21 protein-coding genes and 1 pseudogene are annotated in these 20,713 nt (G+C 58.5%); 16 read left to right on the forward strand and 6 right to left on the reverse strand.

The annotated features are described in order from the left end of the window. Positions 1-16 precede the first annotated feature (16 nt). A complete protein-coding gene (locus tag DTW90_RS27390) occupies positions 17-859 on the reverse strand; it encodes an inositol monophosphatase (RefSeq protein ID WP_149342464.1) in 843 nt (280 codons plus the stop codon). After that, positions 856-1,914, reverse strand: a complete 1,059-nt coding sequence (locus DTW90_RS27395; protein ID WP_246665076.1) for a LacI family DNA-binding transcriptional regulator — start codon at positions 1,912-1,914, stop codon at positions 856-858. The genes DTW90_RS27390 and DTW90_RS27395 overlap by 4 nt, the downstream gene beginning before the upstream one ends. Before the next feature lie 360 nt (positions 1,915-2,274). Here DTW90_RS27395 and DTW90_RS27400 point away from each other — a divergent pair, with 360 nt between their 5' ends. From DTW90_RS27400 to DTW90_RS37280, 4 genes are all read left to right on the forward strand, one after another. Continuing rightward, entirely contained in the window at positions 2,275-3,195 is a 921-nt protein-coding gene (locus DTW90_RS27400) for a LuxR C-terminal-related transcriptional regulator (RefSeq protein WP_149342468.1), read from the forward strand. Positions 3,196-3,343: 148 nt separating this feature from the next. Further along, entirely contained in the window at positions 3,344-4,885 is a 1,542-nt protein-coding gene (locus tag DTW90_RS27405; protein ID WP_149342470.1) for a bifunctional diguanylate cyclase/phosphodiesterase, read from the forward strand. Between the two features lie 284 nt (positions 4,886-5,169). Then, the gene (locus tag DTW90_RS27410) at positions 5,170-7,044 is read left to right on the forward strand and encodes a methyl-accepting chemotaxis protein (RefSeq protein WP_149342472.1); all 1,875 of its coding nucleotides are present in this window, start codon (positions 5,170-5,172) and stop codon (positions 7,042-7,044) included. Between the two features lie 180 nt (positions 7,045-7,224). Then, positions 7,225-7,377, forward strand: a complete 153-nt coding sequence (locus tag DTW90_RS37280; RefSeq protein ID WP_188080076.1) for a hypothetical protein — start codon at positions 7,225-7,227, stop codon at positions 7,375-7,377. Here the strand turns inward: DTW90_RS37280 and DTW90_RS37760 are convergent. Then, positions 7,347-7,565 (reverse strand): annotated as a pseudogene (locus DTW90_RS37760) (ABC transporter permease); the annotation flags it as partial. The gene DTW90_RS37280 and the pseudogene DTW90_RS37760 overlap by 31 nt on opposite strands. 41 nt (positions 7,566-7,606) lie before the next feature. On the opposite strand from DTW90_RS37760, the gene DTW90_RS27420 reads away from it, so the two are divergent. Then, positions 7,607-7,948, forward strand: coding sequence for a hypothetical protein (locus DTW90_RS27420; RefSeq protein WP_246665065.1), 342 nt, complete (start codon positions 7,607-7,609; stop codon positions 7,946-7,948). A gap of 160 nt (positions 7,949-8,108) precedes the next feature. On the opposite strand, the gene DTW90_RS27425 is transcribed toward DTW90_RS27420, so the two are convergent. Beyond that, positions 8,109-9,035, reverse strand: a complete 927-nt coding sequence (locus tag DTW90_RS27425; RefSeq protein ID WP_188080077.1) for a LysR family transcriptional regulator — start codon at positions 9,033-9,035, stop codon at positions 8,109-8,111. A gap of 210 nt (positions 9,036-9,245) precedes the next feature. Here DTW90_RS27425 and DTW90_RS27430 point away from each other — a divergent pair, with 210 nt between their 5' ends. Both DTW90_RS27430 and DTW90_RS27435 read left to right on the forward strand, forming a co-directional pair. After that, the gene (locus tag DTW90_RS27430; RefSeq protein ID WP_149342478.1) at positions 9,246-9,671 is read left to right on the forward strand and encodes a nuclear transport factor 2 family protein; all 426 of its coding nucleotides are present in this window, start codon (positions 9,246-9,248) and stop codon (positions 9,669-9,671) included. Positions 9,672-9,684: 13 nt separating this feature from the next. Continuing rightward, positions 9,685-10,524 carry a fumarylacetoacetate hydrolase family protein gene (locus DTW90_RS27435; RefSeq protein WP_149342480.1) on the forward strand — a complete coding sequence of 280 codons (840 nt, stop codon included), beginning with the start codon at positions 9,685-9,687 and terminating at the stop codon, positions 10,522-10,524. Positions 10,525-11,018: 494 nt separating this feature from the next. Here the strand turns inward: DTW90_RS27435 and DTW90_RS27445 are convergent, their stop codons facing one another. Next, entirely contained in the window at positions 11,019-11,648 is a 630-nt protein-coding gene (locus tag DTW90_RS27445) for a TetR family transcriptional regulator (RefSeq protein ID WP_149342483.1), read from the reverse strand. A gap of 84 nt (positions 11,649-11,732) precedes the next feature. Here DTW90_RS27445 and DTW90_RS27450 point away from each other — a divergent pair, with 84 nt between their 5' ends. The 7 genes from DTW90_RS27450 to DTW90_RS27480 all read left to right on the forward strand — a co-directional run bounded on the left by DTW90_RS27450 (position 11,733) and on the right by DTW90_RS27480 (position 18,137). Next, on the forward strand, positions 11,733-12,389 hold the full coding sequence (locus tag DTW90_RS27450) for a class I SAM-dependent methyltransferase (RefSeq protein WP_149342485.1): 657 nt from the start codon (positions 11,733-11,735) through the stop codon (positions 12,387-12,389). Between the two features lie 114 nt (positions 12,390-12,503). Beyond that, positions 12,504-13,814: an arabinose transporter gene (locus DTW90_RS27455; protein ID WP_149342487.1), complete on the forward strand. Its 1,311-nt coding sequence runs from the start codon at positions 12,504-12,506 to the stop codon at positions 13,812-13,814. Between the two features lie 2 nt (positions 13,815-13,816). Then, positions 13,817-14,572, forward strand: a complete 756-nt coding sequence (locus DTW90_RS27460) for an SDR family NAD(P)-dependent oxidoreductase (protein ID WP_149342489.1) — start codon at positions 13,817-13,819, stop codon at positions 14,570-14,572. A 61-nt stretch (positions 14,573-14,633) separates the two neighbouring features. Beyond that, entirely contained in the window at positions 14,634-14,855 is a 222-nt protein-coding gene (locus DTW90_RS27465; RefSeq protein WP_149342491.1) for a hypothetical protein, read from the forward strand. A gap of 54 nt (positions 14,856-14,909) precedes the next feature. After that, positions 14,910-15,989 carry a Dyp-type peroxidase gene (locus tag DTW90_RS27470; protein WP_246665066.1) on the forward strand — a complete coding sequence of 360 codons (1,080 nt, stop codon included), beginning with the start codon at positions 14,910-14,912 and terminating at the stop codon, positions 15,987-15,989. After that, entirely contained in the window at positions 15,982-16,806 is an 825-nt protein-coding gene (locus tag DTW90_RS27475) for a family 1 encapsulin nanocompartment shell protein (RefSeq protein WP_149342494.1), read from the forward strand. The genes DTW90_RS27470 and DTW90_RS27475 overlap by 8 nt, the downstream gene beginning before the upstream one ends. A 290-nt stretch (positions 16,807-17,096) precedes the next feature. After that, positions 17,097-18,137: an AraC family transcriptional regulator gene (locus DTW90_RS27480; protein WP_149342496.1), complete on the forward strand. Its 1,041-nt coding sequence runs from the start codon at positions 17,097-17,099 to the stop codon at positions 18,135-18,137. Here the strand turns inward: DTW90_RS27480 and DTW90_RS27485 are convergent. After that, the gene (locus DTW90_RS27485) at positions 18,134-19,150 is read right to left on the reverse strand and encodes an alpha/beta hydrolase (protein ID WP_149342498.1); all 1,017 of its coding nucleotides are present in this window, start codon (positions 19,148-19,150) and stop codon (positions 18,134-18,136) included. The two genes, DTW90_RS27480 and DTW90_RS27485, sit on opposite strands and share 4 nt — an antisense overlap. Before the next feature lie 585 nt (positions 19,151-19,735). Between DTW90_RS27485 and DTW90_RS27490 the strand changes: the two genes are divergently transcribed. Beyond that, positions 19,736-19,936, forward strand: coding sequence for a type II toxin-antitoxin system VapB family antitoxin (locus tag DTW90_RS27490; protein WP_149342500.1), 201 nt, complete (start codon positions 19,736-19,738; stop codon positions 19,934-19,936). Then, positions 19,933-20,316: a type II toxin-antitoxin system VapC family toxin gene (locus DTW90_RS37765; protein ID WP_149342502.1), complete on the forward strand. Its 384-nt coding sequence runs from the start codon at positions 19,933-19,935 to the stop codon at positions 20,314-20,316. Before DTW90_RS27490 ends, DTW90_RS37765 begins: the two co-directional genes overlap by 4 nt. The last annotated feature ends 397 nt before the right edge of the window (positions 20,317-20,713 follow it).

Raw genomic sequence — 20,713 nt, forward strand, 5'->3', positions numbered from 1 at the left:
GGTTGAGGACGCGATCTCAAGTCGCGGCTTCTCCGGCACTCCGCAGGTCATTTTCCCGATGAAGCGGGGTGCCGGAAAACGGTTCGGGCAGAAGGCCCAGCAATTGGGTGGCGATGGAAGGCGACGCGGCGAAAACCGGCGCGCCATTTCGCAATCCGCCGGCTGCAAGGTAATCCAGCGTGACCGCCCCGGCGCAGGCGGCGATGTAGAGGCCACCAACGGCGTCCCAAGGGTTCATGTGCGGCTCGACATAGGCGTCCAGCCTGCCGGCGGCGACATGCGCGAGGCAGAGTGCGCCGGCTCCCAACCGCCGATAGTCCGCGCCCGCGGCGATGATATTGGCGGTCACTGTCGCGTGCAGGGCTTTGTCGTGGCGGGTTGAAAAACCAAGGCCGATGATCGTCGAGGCGAAATTGGCTTCCGTTGCGCAGCGAAGCGGCTCTTCCCCAAGAAGTGCGCACCCGTCCGGGCCGGCCCAGAACAGCTCCTTCGACGCCGGGTCGTATATCCAGGCGGCAATCGGACGGCCATCCTGCAGCAGGGCCAGCGAGACGCAGAAATAGCCGATGCGCCGCGCAAAGTTTACGGTTCCGTCAATAGGATCGATGAGCCAGCTGAAGCCTTCGTCGGTCGCATCGCCCCCGAACTCCTCGCCAACGAACCTGTCTTCGGGGAATGCCGTCACCACCGCCTCTCGCGCGGCGCGCTCGATGGCGAAATCAGCTTCGGTGACCACGTCGCCCGGTCCCTTGTCCTCGACGGCGAGCCGGGCGGCGGAATAATAGTCGAGGGCCATCGCGCTGGCCCTTTCCACCACGTTCCGCCCCAGAAGCATGCGGGGTTGAGTCATTTCATTCATTGCTTGGCCTTCGTTGTCGAGCGCAGCACGATCTTCGGAGCGCAGTAGATAATTTCGTCGCCCGCAACCCTCTCCGGATTGTGCGCAGGAAAATTGCGGCCGGCATTTTGCTGGTGATTGTTGACGTAGCCGACGATGCGGAGGACCATTTCTTCGAGCGGTTGCTCGAAGGTGGTCAGTTCGTATGGCGTCCACGAGGATGATGGCAGATTGTCAAACCCGATCAGGGAGAAATCCGAAGGGGCGCTCAACTGACCGCGCAACCCGTCCATAAACCCGAGCGCCATCGCATCGTTGGTGGAGAAGACTGCTTTCGGCCGTTCGCCCGCCGGCAGGTCCAGATAGGCGGCCGCACATTGCTTTCCGGCCTCCGTTGACATTGTTTCGTTGTGCCAGACCCGCGCGGTGCCGCCACGGACGGCTACAGCGTCGACAAATCCCTTCGTGCGAAGCGAGCTCGCCCAATCGCCTTGCCGGCCGCTCAAAACAAGAGCATCCCGTCCTGCCTCATCAAGCAGCAGGGCTGCCGCCATGGCACCGCCCTGCAGGTTGTCCGTGGCGACTGAAAAGGCATTGGGATGATGAGCTGGGCGGTTGAGAGCGGCGAGAAACTGGCCGCGCGAGACGATCGCTTTCGCCCGCCGAGGCTGGACGATACCGGCAGTGACGATCACGCCGCGCGTTCGCCAGCTTAATGTTTCCTCCAGCAGGCGGTCCACATCATCGTCGCTTTCGGCGTAAAAAAGCAGCGGCTTCAGGTGCCATTGCTGGATAGTATTGAGCAGATGCGAGAGTACCTGGGCGCGCCAGTCGAAATGCAGGCGAGTGGTTATGACCGCAACAAGGGGCGCGTCGCCCGTCACCATGCTGCGAGCGAGCGCGTTGGGCTGCCAGCCGATTTCCTCGGCAATCGCCAGAATACGATTTCGCGTCTCCGGCGCGATGCGGCCGTTTCCACTGAAAGCACGGCTGACCAATGCCTGGGAAACATTCGCCGCCTTGGCGACGTCCCTTGAGGTAATGGAGCGCAAGCTCCGTGACTTATCGAAAACCATCACTCACAGGGCCCGGACGTCGCCATAGATGCATTCGAATGTTGCCATGTTTCGCATGCTTCCCATGGTGGTACGTATTACCCCGATGTTTTAACCGCTGATCGACGATTGGCGTCGGCAGCGGCAGGTGACGGTGTTGAGACACCTTGATCTAGCCTTCGATCGTGACAGGAAGATTACGCGCAAGAGCGATTTGCGAATGCCGCGACGAGGCTCGCGAGGCCTCCTGTGAGGTTGATTTCTGGCAAGATTCGACCATAGCGGGCGACGATAGTTCTTTGACCACCCTAGTGAACCTATGAGTAAACCTGTCCCAATGCTCGTTGAAGTTTGAAGAGTTCCCGCAGAAAGCCACAAGCAATGGTCGGCAAGACGCTTCAAAAGACAGGCTCCGCCCGGCCGCAGCGTCACGCTATCGCAACTAAGCGCGTAGCGATGCCGAGCGGTCGCTCAAATCGATCTCCTTGCAATTTGATTTTATCTGTCTGCTCATTCCGTCTAGATTGTTCGAGAGTCGTGCCACATCTGAAAGTAGTTGCCGTAGAAATGCCAGTCGTTCCATTTTCGCTTTTTGACCCCAATTCCTTTACCAACTATATGGATTTGTCCTCACTGCCGCCGCTTCGACATTTGCGTCTCAATTTTCTGACGGAGTTTCTGCGCACCAGCATCGCGTTCGACTATGTGTCTATCGGCGGCCTCAGACTCACTGGGTTCGAATTCGGAAACGCTCGATCAATCGATTCCGATATGCCGCCATTGATGCTTGAACAATACTTTGACCGAGGTGTGGGTAAATCAGACCCATTGGTGTTGGCGGCCTTCGCAGCTCGTGGCATCGTTACCGACGTCGAGGCCTACGACCAATTTGAGTTGTCGGACGAGTTGCGGGCATTGTTCCGCCAGTTTGGCGTCAGAAATCGAACGCTGGTCCCGATCAGGAGCGAGGAAGGCATCTACGGCTGCGTGATCTTTGCGCGACAGCAGGCCTTCACGAATGACGAGAAGCAGTTTCTGTCATTCATATCACCACCGCTGCATACCGCCGTTAAGAAGCCGATCATGGACCGATATGCAGCCCAATATCTTGAGATTACACCGGGCGAATTGCTCTGTTTGCGGCTTGCCAGCCGAGGGTTCACAAGCGACGAGATTGCCGCTGAAAGCGGCTACGAGATTCGGACCGTCGACAACTACATCAGGTCCGTGACGAAAAAGCTGGACGCGTCCAATCGCGTCGAAGCGGTCGCAGAAGCCATTCGACGTGCCTTGATCAGTTGACTGATCAAGGCACGTGTTACGCAATCACACATCCGTGAGAAGTCATATAATTAATGGCGCGTTAGTAATTTAACTGCATTTTTCTTTAGAGTTAAACGATACATCGAAGAAAGTAGGAGCGAACCCCAGTTTCACTCCTGGCAGCCGCATGCTTACAGCGCATTCCTTTGCAGCCAAGCAGACAAAGTCTTGGTTTCGCACCCTCTCATTGTTGGGAGGTACTTTTATCTGCTACTTTGCTTGGGCGATTAGCGTCTTTGATGAAAAGAAGCGTGTCAGCCCAAGGCATATTTCAATACAGCTCGACGAAGCTCTGTCGCTCGGGCTCGTGATCACGATGGCGCTGCTGGCGTTTGGGGCATGGCAATATGTCTCCCAGCGGCAGGAGATCGAACGGCGCATCATCGCCGAGCGGCGTGCTCGGCACCTCGCCTACCACGACAGCCTAACGGGCTTGGGAAACCGCCGATCGCTCGAAGAAGAGCTGGCAATTCTGACAACGATGGTGGTCGACAACGACCCCATTGGCGCCGTGCTGCTGCTTGATTTCGACCATTTCAAAGAAATCAACGACGTTCACGGTCATGGAGTCGGTGACGAGTTCTTGAAAACGGTGGCGGCACGCATGCGCCAGGTCGTACAGAATGTTGGCACCGTTGGCAGGCTCGGAGGCGACGAGTTCGCCATCATTCTCAAGATCCAGGACTGGCCCAACGCCGCACTCGACGTTGCGTCTCGATTGATCGCTGCGATCAGCGAGCCGATAGAAATCGACGGCGTCGAACTAATGGCGGAAGTCTCCATCGGTGTTGTCGAAATACCCGGCCAAGGGACCTCGACGAACGAACTACTGAGAAAGGCCGACATCGCTCTCTATCGCGCAAAATCGGAGCACGGTAGTTGCTCCCTTCTTTATGATCCAGTCATGGAAGAAGAATTTCGGCGGCGGCAAATACTCCTGGAAGACCTTCGGCATGCGCTGAAACTGGGACAGTTTCGCATCTTCTATCAGCCCCTTGTGAACAGCAGGTCAGGCAAGACGTGCTCATACGAGGCCTTGCTACGATGGATGCATCCACAACATGGGATGATATCGCCGGCGGAGTTCATACCGCTGGCAGAAGAAAACGGCCTGATATCATCGATCGGCGAATGGGTGCTTCACCAGGCATGCCGCGATGCCGAGACATGGTCGGAATCGATAAGCGTCTCCGTGAATGTATCGCCGCGGCAATTTCGAGACGGCTCCGTCCCTTCGATCGTTGAGGCGGCACTTCAGGCGACCCGGTTGGCTCCCGGCCGGCTTGTCCTGGAGATCACCGAATCCATTCTGCTGCATGAGACGGACGCGAACTTGGAAATGCTGCACCGGATTCGCGCGCTTGGCGTTGCCATCGCCCTGGACGATTTCGGAACGGGCTTTTCGTCGCTTAGCTACCTCCAGAGCTTTCCCTTCGACAAGGTCAAGATCGATCGCTCCTTTGTTCAACACCTTGGAACCTCGCCGCAATCCGAGAAAATACTGGAAGCAATGACTGGGCTTCTGAGATCGCTTGGTATCTCGGTCACAGTGGAGGGGGTAGAAACAGAGCAACAGCGTGATTGGCTTTTACGATTGAACTGCCAGGAGATGCAGGGATTTCTATTTGGCCGCCCGCTTCCTATTGAAAAGTCGACAGATAAAATCTGATTTATTTAAAATATACTTAAACGCATCTTTTAGATTATCCGACAATACTTTTATTTCTTGCGCCAAAATACAGAAACTTAACGAGCCGTAAAGGTTTTGACTGTAATTTTCGCGGAAGAAAAATTAGCTCTCTTTCTGTGAGCTGATCTCCTGCATTCACGAGACATGACCCTCCTCGCCTCGTCCGGTACCCGCGGCAGAATGATTTTGCTGGTGGGCCCGTCCTGACATTTCCGAAACCAGCAGGCTTGTCGCTGACCCGGCAGGCGTAGAGGAACTCTGGCATGAAAAACATTTCTATCACAGGCAAGTTTGCCACGCTTATGGCGGCCTTTGCGGTATTCACACTCGGTGTCGCCACCTATTCTGCGAGCCAGATATCGAAGATCGACGAGAGCTATACCGATCTATTGAAGCATGACTCGATTGCAGCACTCGCCCTCGGCAAGGCCGACAAGGCATTTGAAAACGGTCGGGCCGCGATTGGCGATCTTCTGATGTTGACTGACGATGCGCTCAATGCCAAAGCGATCAAGGAACTGAAGAACGCGCACGACGAGTTTCAGGGAGACATGGATCGCGCGATCGCGGCCGCCCCACGGGAGGCAGCGCTTGTTGACCTCAAGGCCGCCGGGCTGAATGTGCTAGACAATGTCTGCAAAGTGACCATAGAGAAAGCGATGGTTGCGACTGCTGCAGCCGATGTAGCTGCCTCGCAATCGATTTTCCTCCGCGATTGTCAGCCGCAATTTCCGGCACTGAGCGTCAAGATCAGCGACGCGGCAAAACGGCTGAAGGATCAGGTTCAAACCAGAAACCTTGAACTCTCGGCCATCTCTCAAGACACCATACGCGCGACTTTCGCTATCATCATCGCGGGCTTGATGGCGGTCATGACGACATCGTTTTTCGCAATCCGAGGCTGGCTCGTTCAGCCGATCAAGCAACTGGCCGCGACGATGGTGCAACTCGCGAATGGCGACCTTGCTGTGTCGGTGGCGGGCGCGGATCGCAAAGACGAGGTTGGCGGCATGGCCAAGGCAGTGCAGGTCTTCAAGGACAACGGTCTGCGTGCCCGTCACATCGAGGCTGAAGCCAGTGCAATGCGTGATGAAAGCGAGAGGGAACGCGAACACAACGCGGCGATCGAACGCGCGAGGTCTGAGGAGATGGCAATGGCGACGTCGAATCTCGCCGGCGGCCTGCAGCGGCTTTCAGCGGGTGATCTCACCTTCCAGCTCAGCGAGCCCTTTGCGCGCGATTTCGAAAGCCTGCGCTCCGATTATAACGCTGCTGCCGATCAGCTGCGACAAACGCTTGCCGCCGTTGCCGAAGCAACCGGTTCCATCGACAATGGCACAAGAGAGATCAGTCTCAGCGCTGACGACCTTTCCAGACGCACAGAGCAGCAGGCCGCATCCCTGGAAGAAACCGCAGCTGCTCTCGATCAGATCACCACGAACGTCGCCAATGCGTCGAAAAGAACGGACGATGCTCGGCTGCTTGCGAAACAGGCGAATGAAAGCGCCGTTCAGTCCGGCATCATCGTCGCCAACGCAGTCGAGGCCATGCACAACATCGAAAGCTCCTCGCAGCAGATTTCCAGCATCATCGGCGTCATCGACGACATCGCGTTTCAAACCAATCTTCTCGCCCTGAATGCCGGCGTTGAAGCGGCACGGGCCGGCGAAGCAGGCAAGGGCTTCGCGGTCGTGGCCCAGGAGGTACGCGAGCTGGCACAACGGTCGGCGCAGGCTGCACGGGAAATCAAGGAATTGATCCGCAACTCCTCCGACGAAGTTGAGGGAGGGGTAAAGCTTGTCAGTGAGACGGGGAATGCGTTGAAGACCATCGAGAGCCATATCGTCGAGATAAACCTTCACATGGATGCGATCGCCACCTCCGCGCGAGAACAATCGACAGGCCTTTCCGAAGTCAACATGGCGGTGAACCAGATGGACCAGGTCACTCAAAAGAACGCGGCGATGGTAGAGGAAAGCAACGCGGCAAGCGCAACCTTGGCATCGGAGGTCAGTCGCCTTCGGTCGCTGGTGTCGCAATTCAGGCTGGGGGTAACGGAAACAAGCCATGTCCTCCGTGATGCGGGTGAAAATGGACGGCCTGCCAGTCCAAGTCTTGTTTGGGCAAGGCGCTCCTAATGTTATACGGGCGCAACTGCGCTCAGGCTTCGCGAAAGTCGTGGCGCAGGGGAAATTCTGTCGAACTTTACCGTTCGGCGTTGGCCAATGCGCCGCGCCACTTGGGGAGCGCAAATAGATCGAGAGGGTCCCCGAGGATAGTAGCGTCAGACAGTCTGCCCAATTGAAAACGGAAGCGCCGTGAACGAGGTCAGCGTTTTCCAAGACGTCCAAACCCGCATCAGCCTGCTTTGCGGTCAAAGCGAGCACTGGTACGCTGCTTGCCCGATGTTCGAGGAGATCGCTGGTTTCCCCAAAATCCTTCAGGGCTGGACGTCGGTGGCCTTTACATAGCGCTTGCTTCTTTGAGAGTAGCCGGCAAGCGCGATCGCAACGATCAGCATGCCTCCGTTAAACAGAGGCTCGACATAGAAGCGTCCTCCCAGCTGTTGGACTCCCGATATTCCAACTGCAAGGACGAGAACGGAGACCAAGATTCCCCAGACACTGCCTCTGCCGGGCTTGATTGTCGTCGATCCGAATGGCCGCGCGGGGCGCGGTCGGACTTGTGACAGACGGGGCGATGAGAGACGTCGAGGGCATTCGCCAGACCGGGCTGCCGATCTGGTGCAGCGGGATCTGCGCACCCCCGTCAGTCGCGCACCTGACATTCGTTGACTGGCAACAGCCAATCGGATGCGGCGGTGTTGCAATATATCCGAACGACGTGATGGTTACGGATCGTGACGGTGCCGTGGTCATCCCCGGGGCTTTCGTCAACGCGGTCGTCGAAGCCGGGCACGAAGCTGAGGCACTCGAAGTATGGATCCTGCAAAAAGTACTGGATGGACGACGTCGTCCAGGACTTGTTCCACCAGATGAGGCCACCACCGCGGAATATTTAGAGCAAAAGGCCAAACGCTAGGCCGATGCTTGGTGTGAACGCGCCAAAATCCTAGGCCTCTCGAACGCAGGCTGCTTGGGAAGATGCCAGAGGCAATTCATCGCGCCAACCTCAAAGCAAAAGTGCGATAGCAAACACGCACATCATTCGTCGCCATCGGTAAAACTAAACTAGACTGGCTCTAGCTGAAGCGACCGCCGTGCAGCGAACCGCCGCATATGCGTTCGATCTCGCGCATTACGGCTTTCGCCGCCGGCGTCAACGGCCGGTGGACGCTGTAGTAGAGTCCCACGGTTCTTTGCAGATGTTCCGAGATTATCGGCAGGCAGCACAGCGTTCCGGCCTTTATATCAGGCTCGATAGTATGGTCTGGCATTAGCCCGAGCGCGTCACTGGTAGCCATGACGGTTTTGGCGAATTGGACCGACGCGCATTCGACCTGCGCGCGAGGCGGTTCTATTCCGGATTCCATGAAGAGCAAGCCGAGGATGGGCCGGTGTGCAGCGCCAATAACCGGGTGCACCCATGGGAATTTGATCAGATCGGCGCATGTGACCGCATCCAGACCGTCCAAAGGATGGCCTGCCCTTGCGATGATGCGCAGTTGGTCCCGCAGTACGATCCGGTAGCGCAGCGTTGGACCAGGATCCGGCTCGAAACGATCGGCCATCGCTACGACGAAGTCGTATTCACGCCGGCGGATGGCCGACATCAATTCACAGTGGACACCCTCATAAACGCGAATCTCCAGATCCGGCAGAAACTTGATCACCTGGGCGATAGCGCGGGCGAAGAGGTTACCGGATATGCTGGGTAGGACACCGATTTTCACATGAGACTTGCCGTTTCCACTGAGTTGGCGGATTTCGGCGCGTGCATGCTCCATCTCTGCCTCTACAGCTCGCGCATGGGCATAGAGCGAACGCCCAAACTCGGTCACCGTCACCCCGGAACTCGACCGCACCAGCAGCTCGACCTCAAGCTCTTTCTCCAGTAGTCGCAGGCTCTTGGTGAGAGCCGGCTGCGATATACGCAGCGACTGTGCCGCCTTGCTGATGCTGCCCTGATCGACCGTTTCAGTGAAGTGCAGGAGCTTGCGCGTGTCCATCATATAACTCGGGGTTATGCCTTGATTGCATTAGATATGAAGCACCCGGTAGTCGCAAGTGCTAACCATTCGCGTGGTCATTGATGGCACGAACCGCCAAGGCGACCTCCATGAAACACCCCGCCTGCGCACTGAGTTGGAGGCCAAGGCATCGGCGGCGGTTACCCGAAACATCCTGCTCCCCGAAATGTTCAAGGAAGGCGTTTTGATATGAGCGACACCTCACATTCCGTAGTCTCAAGCGCCGTGGAAAAACTCATTCTCGATTTCCTCATGGGCCTCGACACAGGTGACTTCGAGGCTTTGGTGAATTGCATGGCGCCGGATGGCATATGGCACCGGCAAGGCAAGGTTTTGCGAGGCCGCGGCATGATCCTGGACGCGCTTGCGGCGCGCACGCGCGATGTGCGTACCGCCCATCTCATCACCAATTTCCGGCTGCTTTCCGCGGACGCGATCTCCGCCGAAGCGCGGTGCTACATGGTTGCCTATCGCTATGACGGCCCGGTGAGCGAGGATGAGCCGTCACCCATGAACGTCCCTTTTTCGATAGTACTTTACCGTTGTCGCTTTGTGGCACTCCACGGCCGGTGGAAGATCGCGGAAATCCAATCGCAGCCGCGTTTCAAACGCTGAAAGGTCTGGAGTCATGAAGCTTCTGAGCTACAAGATAGCCGGCAAACAATCATACGGCGCATTGACCAGCGAGGGGATTGTTGATCTCAAAGGGCGTCTGGGGCAGCCGACCCTGCGCGCAGCGATTGCCGCCGGTCTGCTGGATTCGATTGAACGCAACATCGGCGACCTGAAGCCCGATCTTGCTCTTTCCGACGTCGAGCTGATGATACCCGTGCCGGATGCAGGAAAGATCGTCTGTATTGGTCGCAACTATCGTGGACATGTCGCTGAAGGCAACCAGCCATTGCCGAAGACCCCCAGCACGTTCGTTCGTCTCCACAGCTCTTTTGTTGCTCCTGGCGGAGCGCTGTTGCGGCCAAAACTATCCGAGCAATTCGACTATGAAGGCGAGCTCGCATTGGTGATAGGGAGGGCCGGAAAGCATATCAAGCGCGAACATGCCTTCGATCATATCGCCGGATATACCTGCCTACATGAAGGTAGCATCCGCGATTACCAGTTCGACCACTCCTTGGCTGTGGGCAAGAATTTCGACAGGACCGGAAGCATCGGTCCCTGGCTTGTAACGCGCGACGAGATACCGGACGTTTCGGGGCTGACGTTGACCACAACCTTGAACGGTGTGGAGGTTCAGCACACCAAGACCGGCGACTTCATTTTCGATATTCCTGCCATCATCGCCTATGTTTCCAGCTTCATGGAGCTTGTGCCCGGTGACGTGATCGCCACCGGCACGCCGGAAGGTGTAGGCTTTACCCGCAAGCCGCCGCTCTGGCTTAAACCCGGCGACAAGATCGAAGTGGCCATCACTGGCATCGGTGTGTTGGAAAACACCGTTGTGGCCGAATAGCAGCGTCTGACGTAAGCAAAAGATTGCGTTGGCTTTTGCGCCGGCAGAGCCAGGTCAGGATAACCGCTCATTTGCCCAGGCTCGCAGCGGCAACTGCGTGCGGCATCAGGAACGTGGCAAATTCCGCAACGACATCCGCCAGATCGCCAGGTTCGAAGGTTTGTAATGTGTCGCCGTCGACCGTCGAGGCTCGACCGCCGGCGACGGATTGCGATACGCTTACTCGGTGAATTATTGGTTCAAACGCAGTGTCCGGCTGCTGCCCTGAGGCTCTGTGAATATCGAATAGATAGAAGTCGTGTACCCATAATTTGGCTCTTGATGGAATTAGAACCTCCGGCACGTCATCATGGTCACTCGTGCCGACGAATAACGAACAGCATCTTCGTCATATGCCACGGACGGAAAATGGTACTCTGCGCGAGAAACCTGGGGACGGCGGGGTGCACCACGCAGTTTACCACGTGCACTCCAACCAGCCGCTCGAAAAGGCGTCAGCCCCTCGTAAGTCTATCGACATACTCACAGAACATATCCGCCATAGCCCCCGCGTAAGCGTCGATTTCTTTTTCCGTCCGCGGCTTTTCCGAAAACTCTTTGCCCACGGCGGTCAGCGTCGTGATGATCAGATCGCCGGCGACACCTCTGGCCGCATCGGCAATACCTGGAAGCAGATCCAGGATAAAGCTGTCGAAGATCCGATCGCCTTCTGCTCGAAGCGCACGCGCTTCCGGGGCATCGCGGTAGAGCGGTGCGGCGTCGGCAAGCGCCCGACGGACCGGCGCTTCGTCGCACTCGGAGCGGACGAAGACATGCACCAGCCGCCGCAGGCGGTCTTTTGGCGACGCATTGCTGGTGAGTGTGAGACGGAGGATTTCGGTCGAGCCACGCCATTCATCACTTTGCAGCCGGAACAGGATCGAGGCCTTGTTCGGGAAATACTGATAAAGCGAACCAACGCTGACCCCCGCCTTTTCCGCCACCCGCGCGGTGGTGAAGCGTTGTGCACCTTCCTCTTCCAAAACACGAACAGCCGCCGTCAGAATCGCCGAAACGAGCTCGTTCGAGCGGTTCTGCTTGGGCTCTTTTCGTGTGGAAATTCGCGGCTTTAAACGTCCTGTCATCCGGTTCTATGCCAATGCGATTAGGAAACGCGACGAATTAATCGTATTTCTAGGTCCAACGCAACACCATGACCGGAGACAATGATGTCCACCCTTACCTCGGCCCCGCTTGGGCCTCTGTTTGATCGGCTGTTCGCCGAGGCTGATGCGGCCACAAGCCCCGAGATCAATTCGTTCACGCCCGCGGAACGCGCCGCTCTCACCGCCAGCAAGACGCAATACCTGGACCTCTACGGTCGGCTGAAAGACCTATGGCTGCCCGTATCTCGTGAGACAGGTGAGCTCCTCTATATGCTGGGCCGCGCCACAGGTGCACGCACGGTTGTCGAGTTCGGCACTTCGTTTGGCATATCGAGCCTCTATATTGCTGCGGCGCTGCGTGACAACGGCGGCGGGCGGTTGATCTCCAGCGAATTCGAACCCGGCAAGATCGCGCGAGCACAGAAAAACCTGGAAGAGGCTGGCCTCGCCGATCTGGTCGAGATTCGCGCTGGCGATGCGATGGAGACACTGGCAGGCGATCTGCCGGAAACGGTCGATATGCTTCTGCTCGATGGCGCCAAGGCGCTTTACGTCGACATCCTCGACCTTGTCGAACCCAGACTGGGGATCGGTGGGTTGATCCTCGCCGATGATGCAGAAATGTGTCCCGAGTATCTTGAACGCATCCGCGCGTCGAGAAAACGCTACCTCTCCCTCCCAGTTGCCGCGGATATCGAGCTTTCGATGAAGCTCTACTGACAAATCTTACCAAAGGCTTTCACGCCGTAAGCGTTCACGTCAGACAACGCATCAAATCGTTTCGGGCCAGGGTGCAAAAACTCCGGTCCCGGATTGCGACGTTGGAGTATTCTCATGTCTTCCTCATCTGGTCACATTTCGGCCCGCGATCCCGCTCAGGCGCGCCTCCTGTTGCTGGGGTCGGTTCTGTTCGTCTCTTACCTCTGTGTCGCAATACCTTTGCCTGTCGTTCCAGTTTACGTAACCGGGCATCTGGGTTTTGGAAATGGCTGGGCCGGCCTTGCGGTCGGCATCGCGTTCCTGTCGACGATTTTAACACGCGGTCAAGCGGGCGCATTGTCGGACCGACGTGGCGCAAAGGTGGCCACGATGCGTGGGCTCGTCTTCTATGCGCTCGGCGGACTGCTTGGGCTCCTTGCCGGTCCCCCAGTCCTGTCGCCCGGCCTTGCCCTGGCGGTTCTGATGATCGGGCGACTGTTGGTCGGATACGGCGAAAGCCTTGTCGGCGTCGGCGTCATCGCCTGGGGCATCGGCATCGTCGGACCGGATCGATCTGGCCGTGTCATCGCCCTGATCGGCGCTGCGATCTATGGTGCTCTTGCCGCCGGCGGCCCGCTTGGTCTGGTCATACTCGACCACATCGGATTTGCCGGTGACATGGCAGCAAGCCTGGTCCTGCCCTGCCTTGGTCTTGTCGCCATCGGCTCGATTGAAGGTGTCGCCCCCCATCCAGAGACGCGGCGCAGTTCTTTCCTGAGCGTCATGAACCGCATCTGGACGCATGGAACGATCGTCTTCCTGCAGGGGATCGGATTTGCCGGGATCGGCTCTTTCTTTGCGCTCTCCTTTCTCGATCGGGGCTGGGCTTACGCCGGCCTCGGGCTAACTGCTTTCGGCGTCGGCTTTGTTCTCGTACGGCTGTTTGCCGGCCACCTTCCCGACCGGATCGGAGGTCTTAGGGTGGCAATCGTCTCGCTTGCCATTGAAGCTGCGGGGCAGTTCACTATCTGGGGAGCACCGAGCCCGGCCGTCGCGCTGGTCGGGGCTCTCATGACCGGCATCGGCTGCTCACTGATCTACCCTTCCATGGGTCGAGAGGTCGTCAAACTGGTCGAACCGCATCTGCGTGGCACAGCCGTTGGTGGCTTCGGCGCGTTCCAGGACCTCGCCTACGGACTAACCGGCCCGATCGTCGGCCTGCTCGCCGACCAGGCTGGGTACGGCAGCGTGTTCCTGATCGGCGGGGCGGCGGCCCAGCGTGGGTTTCCTGATCACCCTAGGCCTGCAACTGCGAAATGTGCTCGATGGCCGAACAAGCGAGCCGTAATGCGCCACCTCGCCAGAGATAGGGGCGCGTCGCTCTACGGAAAATCCCACCTTCTCAACCATCGTCCTGCAATGAACAATCGCAACGAAAGGCAATAACCATGAAACTCACGGGTAATACGATCCTCATCGTCGGTGGAACCAGTGGCATCGGCAAAGAACTGGCCAAATCTCTCCACGCGCTCGGCAATCGCGTGATTGTCGCCGGCCGCAGGCGGGGACTCCTTAACCAGATGATCGCCGACCATCCCGGTATGTCGGGCATTCCAGTCGACGTCAACGATCCGGTTTCACTGGCAAACTTCGCCTTCGAGGTGCGCACGCGGTTCCCGATGGTGAACGTCCTGTTCGCCAATGCGGGCATCTCGCGATCCGAGGACATGACATCAAAGGACTGGAACACCGCCGAGGCCGAGCACGTCATCGAAACCAATATTCTCGGTGTCCTGCGGGTGATCGGCGCGATCCTGCCGATGCTGAAAGCCAAGGAGGATGCCGCAATCGTTGCGACGAGTTCGAGTCTCGCTTTCATGCCGCGCGCCGATTTTCCGACCTATTGCGCAAGCAAGGCCTTCCTGCACTCGTGGCTGCAATCGCTGCGTCATCAGCTCCGCCATGACGCGATCGAGGTGTTGGAACTGGCACCACCCTATGTGCGGACAGAGCTGACCGGGGCCGCTCAGGCCGCCGATCCGCGCGCCGTAGCCGTCGACGACTATGTCGCTCAGGTTATCGAACTGCTCGAGAGGCAAGGGCACCCCCGCGGAGAAGTCTTGCTGCAACGCGACCTTGCCCGACGTTGGGCCGAACGCGATGGAACGTATGATGAAATCTACGCTGCCATGAATGCAAATTGAAAGCGGCTGCTTCAACAGGCGCCTCCTTAATCAAAGCGCGCCTGTGCAGTAGGCGCGCTTTATGGTCTTGATAGGAATCGAACCCACTACCTACGGTTCACAGGCGTGCCAGACCGCCGGCGCGCCGGAAATCCTCGAGAGCTATTTGACAGCCCCGATCCGCAACGAGCATCTCAACGTCGAGAGCGACGTGCTCGCCGCGCCAGGCGCCACGTCCTGCAAGCTGTTTGAGGCATTTGTGGACATGATTCGAGACCCGTGGCCTTGCGTGAGTTCGGGCTAAGTGCTGATGTCTTGTCCATTGAAGGTCGATGATCAAGCCGCCAAGGAGTTCAGCTTGCCCTCTACAGTCGCCCAAGACGTCACAGCGCGTTCCCAGGCCGTCGATGCGCGGCTCACCCGCGCCGCCATCTTCCTGGTCGTCACCATCGACGCCGGGGCGGAGGCGGGGCCCACGGTGCGAGGCCTCTGCGCCGGTCTGTCCTCATTGGTGCGCGGCGTCGGTTTCCGGGCCGCGGATGGCGGGCTCTCTTGCATCATGGGGATTGGTTCCGGCGCCTGGGACCGATTGTTTGGAGGCTCGAGACCCAGGGAGTTGCATCCTTTTCGCGAGATCTGCGGCGTGCATCATGCCCCCTCCACCCCGGGCGACCTGCTGTTCCATATCCGCGCCGCGCGCATGGACCTGTGTTTTGAACTGGCGGCCCATATCATGAAGCGTCTGGCTGGCGTGGCATCGGTGACGGACGAGGTGCATGGCTTTAGATATTTCGACGATCGCGATTTGCTGGGTTTCGTCGATGGCACAGAGAATCCGGTCGAACAGGCGGCGATCGACGCCACGGTGATCGGGCCGGAAGACCCTGCCTTCATCGGCGGAAGTTATGTGATCGTCCAGAAATATTTGCACGACATCGGCAAGTGGAATGCGATCCCGGTTGAGCAGCAGGAGAAGATCGTCGGGCGAGAGAAACTCTCGGACATCGAGCTGGATGAAGAGGCCAAGCCAAGCTTCGCGCATAACGTGCTTACCAACATCGAGGAAGACGGAGAGCAGTTGCAGATCCTGCGCGACAATATGCCGTTCGGCGATGTCGGCAAGGGCGAGTTCGGGACCTATTTCATCGGCTATGCACGCTCGCCCGACCGGATCGAGCGCATGCTCGACAACATGTTCGTTGGCCAACCGCCCGGCAATTACGATCGGCTACTCGACGTCAGCAAGGCGGTGACCGGCTCGCTATATTTCGTGCCGTCAGCCGACTTTCTGGACGCAGTAACGCCAGTGCCGTCTGTCGCGATCACCACCGATGGCGACCAATCGGCGGTCGCCATCCAATCGCCACCCGCGCCGAAGCCGTCATCAGATGGCTCCCTGCGTATTGGATCTCTGAAAGACGAGGTAAGACATGAATAATCTCCATCGCGAACTCGCCCCCATATCCGACGCGGCCTGGGAGCAAATCGAGCAAGAGGCTTCGCGTACCCTCAAGCGCTATCTGGCCGCGCGTCGGGCGGTTGATGTGCCGGAGGCCAAGGGGCCAACTCTCGCCGCCGTGGGCACGGGCCACACCCAGCCGATCGAGTCACCGGCCGAGGGCGTCGAAGTAGTACGGCGCCTGGCTAATGCTGTCGTTGAACTCCGCGTTCCCTTCACGCTAACCCGCCGGGCGATAGACGACGTCGAGCGCGGTTCCGAGGATTCCGACTGGTCGCCGCTGAAAGAAGCCGCACGCAAGATCGCCTATGCCGAAAATCGCGCGGTCTTCGACGGCTATGCCGCCGCTGGGATTGGCGGCATTCGTCCCGGCGCCAGCAACGACCCGGTGGCGCTGCCATCGGCGCCCACGGACTATCCAGCGGTGGCGGCCCAGGCTGTTGATCAATTGCGGCTCGCAGGCGTCGAAGGGCCTTACCGGCTCGTGTTGGGTGACGACCCGTTCACAGCGATCAGCGGTGGCAGCGAAGAGGGTTACCCTGTCCTGCAACACATCCGACGCCTCGTGGAAGGCGAAATCGTCTGGGCTCCCGGCATTGAAGGCGGACTTGTGCTTACCGCGCGAGGTGGAGATTTCGAGCTGTGCCTCGGGCAGGACCTTTCCATCGGCTACCTCAGTCATACGGACAAGGTTGTCGAGCTGTACCTGCAAGAGAGCTTTACCTTCCGGCTGCTGACGACGGAAGCTGCCGTCGCGCTCCCGGCGCACAAAAAAGAGGCCCGAACCGGAGAGTGATGCCGGCCATGATCTCCGTTCGAACAAGCCCGTCATCACCTTTCCAGCCAACGAGCGTCGAGCGGCTACATGTGAACAGGCTCTTACTCTTACGCAGCATGATCAGGCGATCGCGAGCCGCCGTTTATGGCTCTTATTGTCCGAAAGACGGAGCGCAGTGCCCGCCGCCATGAAGCGCGCCGCAAACTATGCCGGCATCATGCGCCGACGGGCTATTCCGAATCCGCCTCAGAATGCGGTACCGGACCTCTGCCTTTCACGCACAAGCGGGTACTCCTTCGGAAAGAATTATGCCGTCAATTCCATTGCCATTCGTGACCGCTTTGCTGCTAGTCGTGCTGCTGGCACGCATGGTTGGTCGTGACGGCCTTTCATGCCGACCGCTGTCACTGTTCGTCGCGCTCTGCGCTGTGCAGGCGATCGTTCTTGGCCTGCGCTGGAATTTCGACTGGTCTCTGGCGCATTTTTTCCAACCGATCGTGGCAGCGACACTGCCTCCGCTCGCCTGGCTGGGCTTCGAGGACTTGCGCCAGCCTGACGCAAGGATCCAGCATTCGAGTTCGCCACATGCCATTCCAGCGATTGTCATTGCGGTGATGGTCTTTGTCTGGTCGAATCCGATTGACATAGCACTGATCGTGCTGTTTTTCGGCTATGGCAGCGCCCTGCTATGGGTCGCTCGACAAGGGCCCGATACCCTGAGCGCCGCCCGTTTCGGTGACGCTGTTGCCGCCAGCCGCTCGCTGGCGACCGTCGGCTTGCTGTTTATCCTCGCCGGTGTGGTCGAGATCGCCATTGCGCTCGACATTGGCGGCGATTCCGGCGCAGGGATGATCGTCGGCTCTGCCAATATCGTGGCGCTCATCATCATCGGTTATGCTGCCGCAGTCGCCGGCCGCAGCCGCGTATTCGAAGAGCCGGGCGGCCCGGTTGTTGCTGTACAAGCGCAGGGCCCGCGCCCCTTGGATGGCGGGACCGGAGACGATCCGCAGATACTGGCCACCGTCGACCGGCTGATGCGCGAGCGCAAACTCTACCGCGATCCCAATCTGACGCTCGATCGGTTGGCGCGCCGGGCAGGCATTCCGGCGCGCCACATCTCGACCGCAGTAAATCGTGTCCATGGCCGCAATGTATCGCAAATCGTTAACGAATACCGTGTGGAGGAGGCCCAAAGGCTCCTTGCCGACACCGCCGCACCGGTGACCGAGATCATGTTCGAGGCAGGATTTCTCACCAAATCCAACTTCAACCGCGAGTTCCTGCGGGTGACTGGCCTGAACCCGAGTGGATATCGCCGCTCGGTCCGCCCTGCAAAGGGCGACACTTAGACCTTCACATGAAACACCTTTGCTAAGAAGCGTTCGATTTCCATCCGCGTCCGTTTGTGGATGCTCTCGCGATCGCCTCTGTCGTCGCAGATCGTCGCGTTGGGGCCACTCAAATGTTTGGCGGCGCCCGGCACGCAGACCGGCAGGAAGCTGTAGTGCACGGCTTCGCCGATTTCGACGTAACGGGTGGTCGATGCCGGTAGCAGGCTTGCCATGTGGCGCGATTCCAGCGCCGCTGGCAAATCCCGCACGGGCGACCCGGCTGCGATCACTAGCATGGGAATTTTCACGGCGGCCAGGCTTTTGACGTCGAAGCCCCGGGTGACAGCAGCATCGAGGGTCACGCCGGCCTTGATGCGAGCATCCTGCAGCGACTGCCGCAACGCCGCGCGCGACGTTTCATCCCTGCCAACACCGAGTGCAATGTAACCCCCGCAGGAAATAAGTTCCTTATGGTCGCGGCAGTCCTTCTCGAAGGCATCGGGATCAAAGCGGCCGCCTGCCAATTCCGCGACGGTCCAGCCCCCAAGCGAATGACCGATGGCCGCGATGCGGTTTGCGTCGATGGCTGAAGACCAGAGGGGATCGGAGGTAAGCTTGTCAAGAAGCGCTGAGACATCGCGCGGACGCTCCCACAGGCGCGCGCCGACAGATGGGTTCATGTTGGACGACGTCGTACCGGGATGGTTGGCTGCGGCCACGATGTAGCCGTGGCGCACGAGGTCTGCCGCTAGCCAATCCTGGTTCGTCCAGTTGCCGCCGTAGCCATGCGAGAGGATGATGAGCGGATGCAATCCCTGCGGGATGGCGGCGTCGGTGATGGCGGGCTGCAGGACGAAGCTGTTATCCTCGCCTTGCCGGACCGGCGTACCGGCGGCATCCGTGGGATACCAGACGGCAACGTCGAGCGTTCGGTCGTGGCCTTGTGACATTGTGAAATGACGAAATCCAACTGCCTCGGCGGCACGGGCAGGGAAAGCCGTCAGCAAGATGAAAAATGCGATCTTGAGCATGGGAGGGTCTCCGTTAACAGGACAGGGTGCGTTCTGTACTAACGGAGGGCCCTGCCACGACCTCGATCATGATCGAGGTCACTGAAATGCACTCTCGGAAAATTCCGACGAAATCCGACAAGGTTGGGGTACGGACGTACGCACAAAGGCACGAGAGCATTCGCGTCCACCAACAATCGACGTCATCGTGCGGGGCGAATTTGACATTGTCAGCGTCAAAGGTGTTGCCATGCCACGGAATGATCCGTGAGAGCGTTGGTGCGGGGATCGGAGTATTTTCGGCCTCTGATCTTGATGCCGTCGTTCAGGAGGGGCTGGTTGTCATGCGACGAACGGATTTCGGGCGTGTGCACGTAAGCATGCGATTAACGACGGCGCAAGGCCGGCATTTCAAACGCAACCTTCTACAATACATAAAAGAAATACGCCGGCCTGATGCAGCCAGTGATGAAGCCTCTGCCTCAAGGAGGAGAATGCGAAGTTGAAGCGGATCGTCTCCGGACAAGGCCATGAGAGTTGAAAGGAGCATGGATTTCATCATCAAATGGTGCTAATTTTCGTGCCATCAAGCAACGGAGTTAGATCATGCGGTCGACTATCAATCTCGATGACACGCTTATCGAAAAGGCCCGCTCCCTGACCGGCACGAAGGAAACCGCCACGCTCGTTCGTCAAGCGCTGGAAACTCTTGTTCGCGTTGAGTCGGGAAGGCGTCTCATTGCGCTTGGAGGAACCATGCCCGATGCCGAGGCAGCCCCACGCCGCCGGAGCGCGGCGGCGAAGTGATATTAGCGGATACCTCGATCTGGATTGATCATTTTCGTCAAGGCGATACCGAGTTGCGCACGATTATCGAGGAGGACCGTCTGCTTTGCCACCCAGCCGTAATCGGCGAACTGGCCCTCGGCAGCCTCAGAGATCGCGGAAGTATCATCTCTTTTTTGGCAGCTCAGCGTGGCGCGGTCGTCGCCACGCACGACGAAGTCATGACGGTGATCGATCGCCACAGCATTTTCAGCATGGGTATCGGCTATACGGATGTCCATCTGCTGGCATCGGTCCTGCTTGACCCCCGCGCGGCCTTGTGGACAAGAGACAAGCGGCTTCAGGCAGCCGCTGAAAGAGCGGGCGCTCGAATGCACATATCTGCAAATCTTCCCAACTAACTCCTGGTATAGGCAGTTCTCGCTTGTTTTTGATTCCCTGTTCTTGAAGGGAACCGAACCAGCGACCACGAAGACACAAAGCCATCCGCTTCGAATTTCTCGACAGCGGCTCGAGGGGTGGCCTGCGTTCTTGGAAATCCAAACTCTCAACGGCCGATTGGGTCGCCCAAGGAACAGATCAGAGGTGGCGGAAGCAGACACCCATGCGGGCATGCGTCGAACAATGTGACGGTACCTTTGCAGATCTTCGTGTCAGCTCATTTACCAAATCATTCGTCTACGAACTTACGCCGGTACTGAAATGCACCGATACTCGGCCGTAAGCTGTGTCGTGGTGTGACTGAAGTCCGTCCTGCGTGAACTCGCCCCAGAAAAATTCTGAACGCAAATAGCCCTT

Source organism: Neorhizobium sp. P12A (assembly GCF_008365395.1).
In the GTDB taxonomy this organism is placed as follows: domain Bacteria; phylum Pseudomonadota; class Alphaproteobacteria; order Rhizobiales; family Rhizobiaceae; genus Rhizobium.

What these genes read in the sequence shown, in the direction of transcription:
- DTW90_RS27390 (WP_149342464.1), bottom strand. Translation starts at nt 859, where the DNA reads ATGAATGAAATGACTCAACCCCGCATGCTTCTGGGGCGGAACGTGGTG.
- DTW90_RS27395 (WP_246665076.1), bottom strand. Translation starts at nt 1,914, where the DNA reads ATGGTTTTCGATAAGTCACGGAGCTTGCGCTCCATTACCTCAAGGGAC.
- DTW90_RS27400 (WP_149342468.1), top strand. Translation starts at nt 2,275, where the DNA reads ATGGTCGGCAAGACGCTTCAAAAGACAGGCTCCGCCCGGCCGCAGCGT.
- DTW90_RS27405 (WP_149342470.1), top strand. Translation starts at nt 3,344, where the DNA reads ATGCTTACAGCGCATTCCTTTGCAGCCAAGCAGACAAAGTCTTGGTTT.
- DTW90_RS27410 (WP_149342472.1), top strand. Translation starts at nt 5,170, where the DNA reads ATGAAAAACATTTCTATCACAGGCAAGTTTGCCACGCTTATGGCGGCC.
- DTW90_RS27420 (WP_246665065.1), top strand. Translation starts at nt 7,607, where the DNA reads ATGAGAGACGTCGAGGGCATTCGCCAGACCGGGCTGCCGATCTGGTGC.
- DTW90_RS27425 (WP_188080077.1), bottom strand. Translation starts at nt 9,035, where the DNA reads ATGGACACGCGCAAGCTCCTGCACTTCACTGAAACGGTCGATCAGGGC.
- DTW90_RS27430 (WP_149342478.1), top strand. Translation starts at nt 9,246, where the DNA reads ATGAGCGACACCTCACATTCCGTAGTCTCAAGCGCCGTGGAAAAACTC.
- DTW90_RS27435 (WP_149342480.1), top strand. Translation starts at nt 9,685, where the DNA reads ATGAAGCTTCTGAGCTACAAGATAGCCGGCAAACAATCATACGGCGCA.
- DTW90_RS27445 (WP_149342483.1), bottom strand. Translation starts at nt 11,648, where the DNA reads ATGACAGGACGTTTAAAGCCGCGAATTTCCACACGAAAAGAGCCCAAG.
- DTW90_RS27450 (WP_149342485.1), top strand. Translation starts at nt 11,733, where the DNA reads ATGTCCACCCTTACCTCGGCCCCGCTTGGGCCTCTGTTTGATCGGCTG.
- DTW90_RS27455 (WP_149342487.1), top strand. Translation starts at nt 12,504, where the DNA reads ATGTCTTCCTCATCTGGTCACATTTCGGCCCGCGATCCCGCTCAGGCG.
- DTW90_RS27460 (WP_149342489.1), top strand. Translation starts at nt 13,817, where the DNA reads ATGAAACTCACGGGTAATACGATCCTCATCGTCGGTGGAACCAGTGGC.
- DTW90_RS27465 (WP_149342491.1), top strand. Translation starts at nt 14,634, where the DNA reads ATGGTCTTGATAGGAATCGAACCCACTACCTACGGTTCACAGGCGTGC.
- DTW90_RS27475 (WP_149342494.1), top strand. Translation starts at nt 15,982, where the DNA reads ATGAATAATCTCCATCGCGAACTCGCCCCCATATCCGACGCGGCCTGG.
- DTW90_RS27480 (WP_149342496.1), top strand. Translation starts at nt 17,097, where the DNA reads ATGCCGTCAATTCCATTGCCATTCGTGACCGCTTTGCTGCTAGTCGTG.
- DTW90_RS27485 (WP_149342498.1), bottom strand. Translation starts at nt 19,150, where the DNA reads ATGCTCAAGATCGCATTTTTCATCTTGCTGACGGCTTTCCCTGCCCGT.
- DTW90_RS27490 (WP_149342500.1), top strand. Translation starts at nt 19,736, where the DNA reads ATGCGGTCGACTATCAATCTCGATGACACGCTTATCGAAAAGGCCCGC.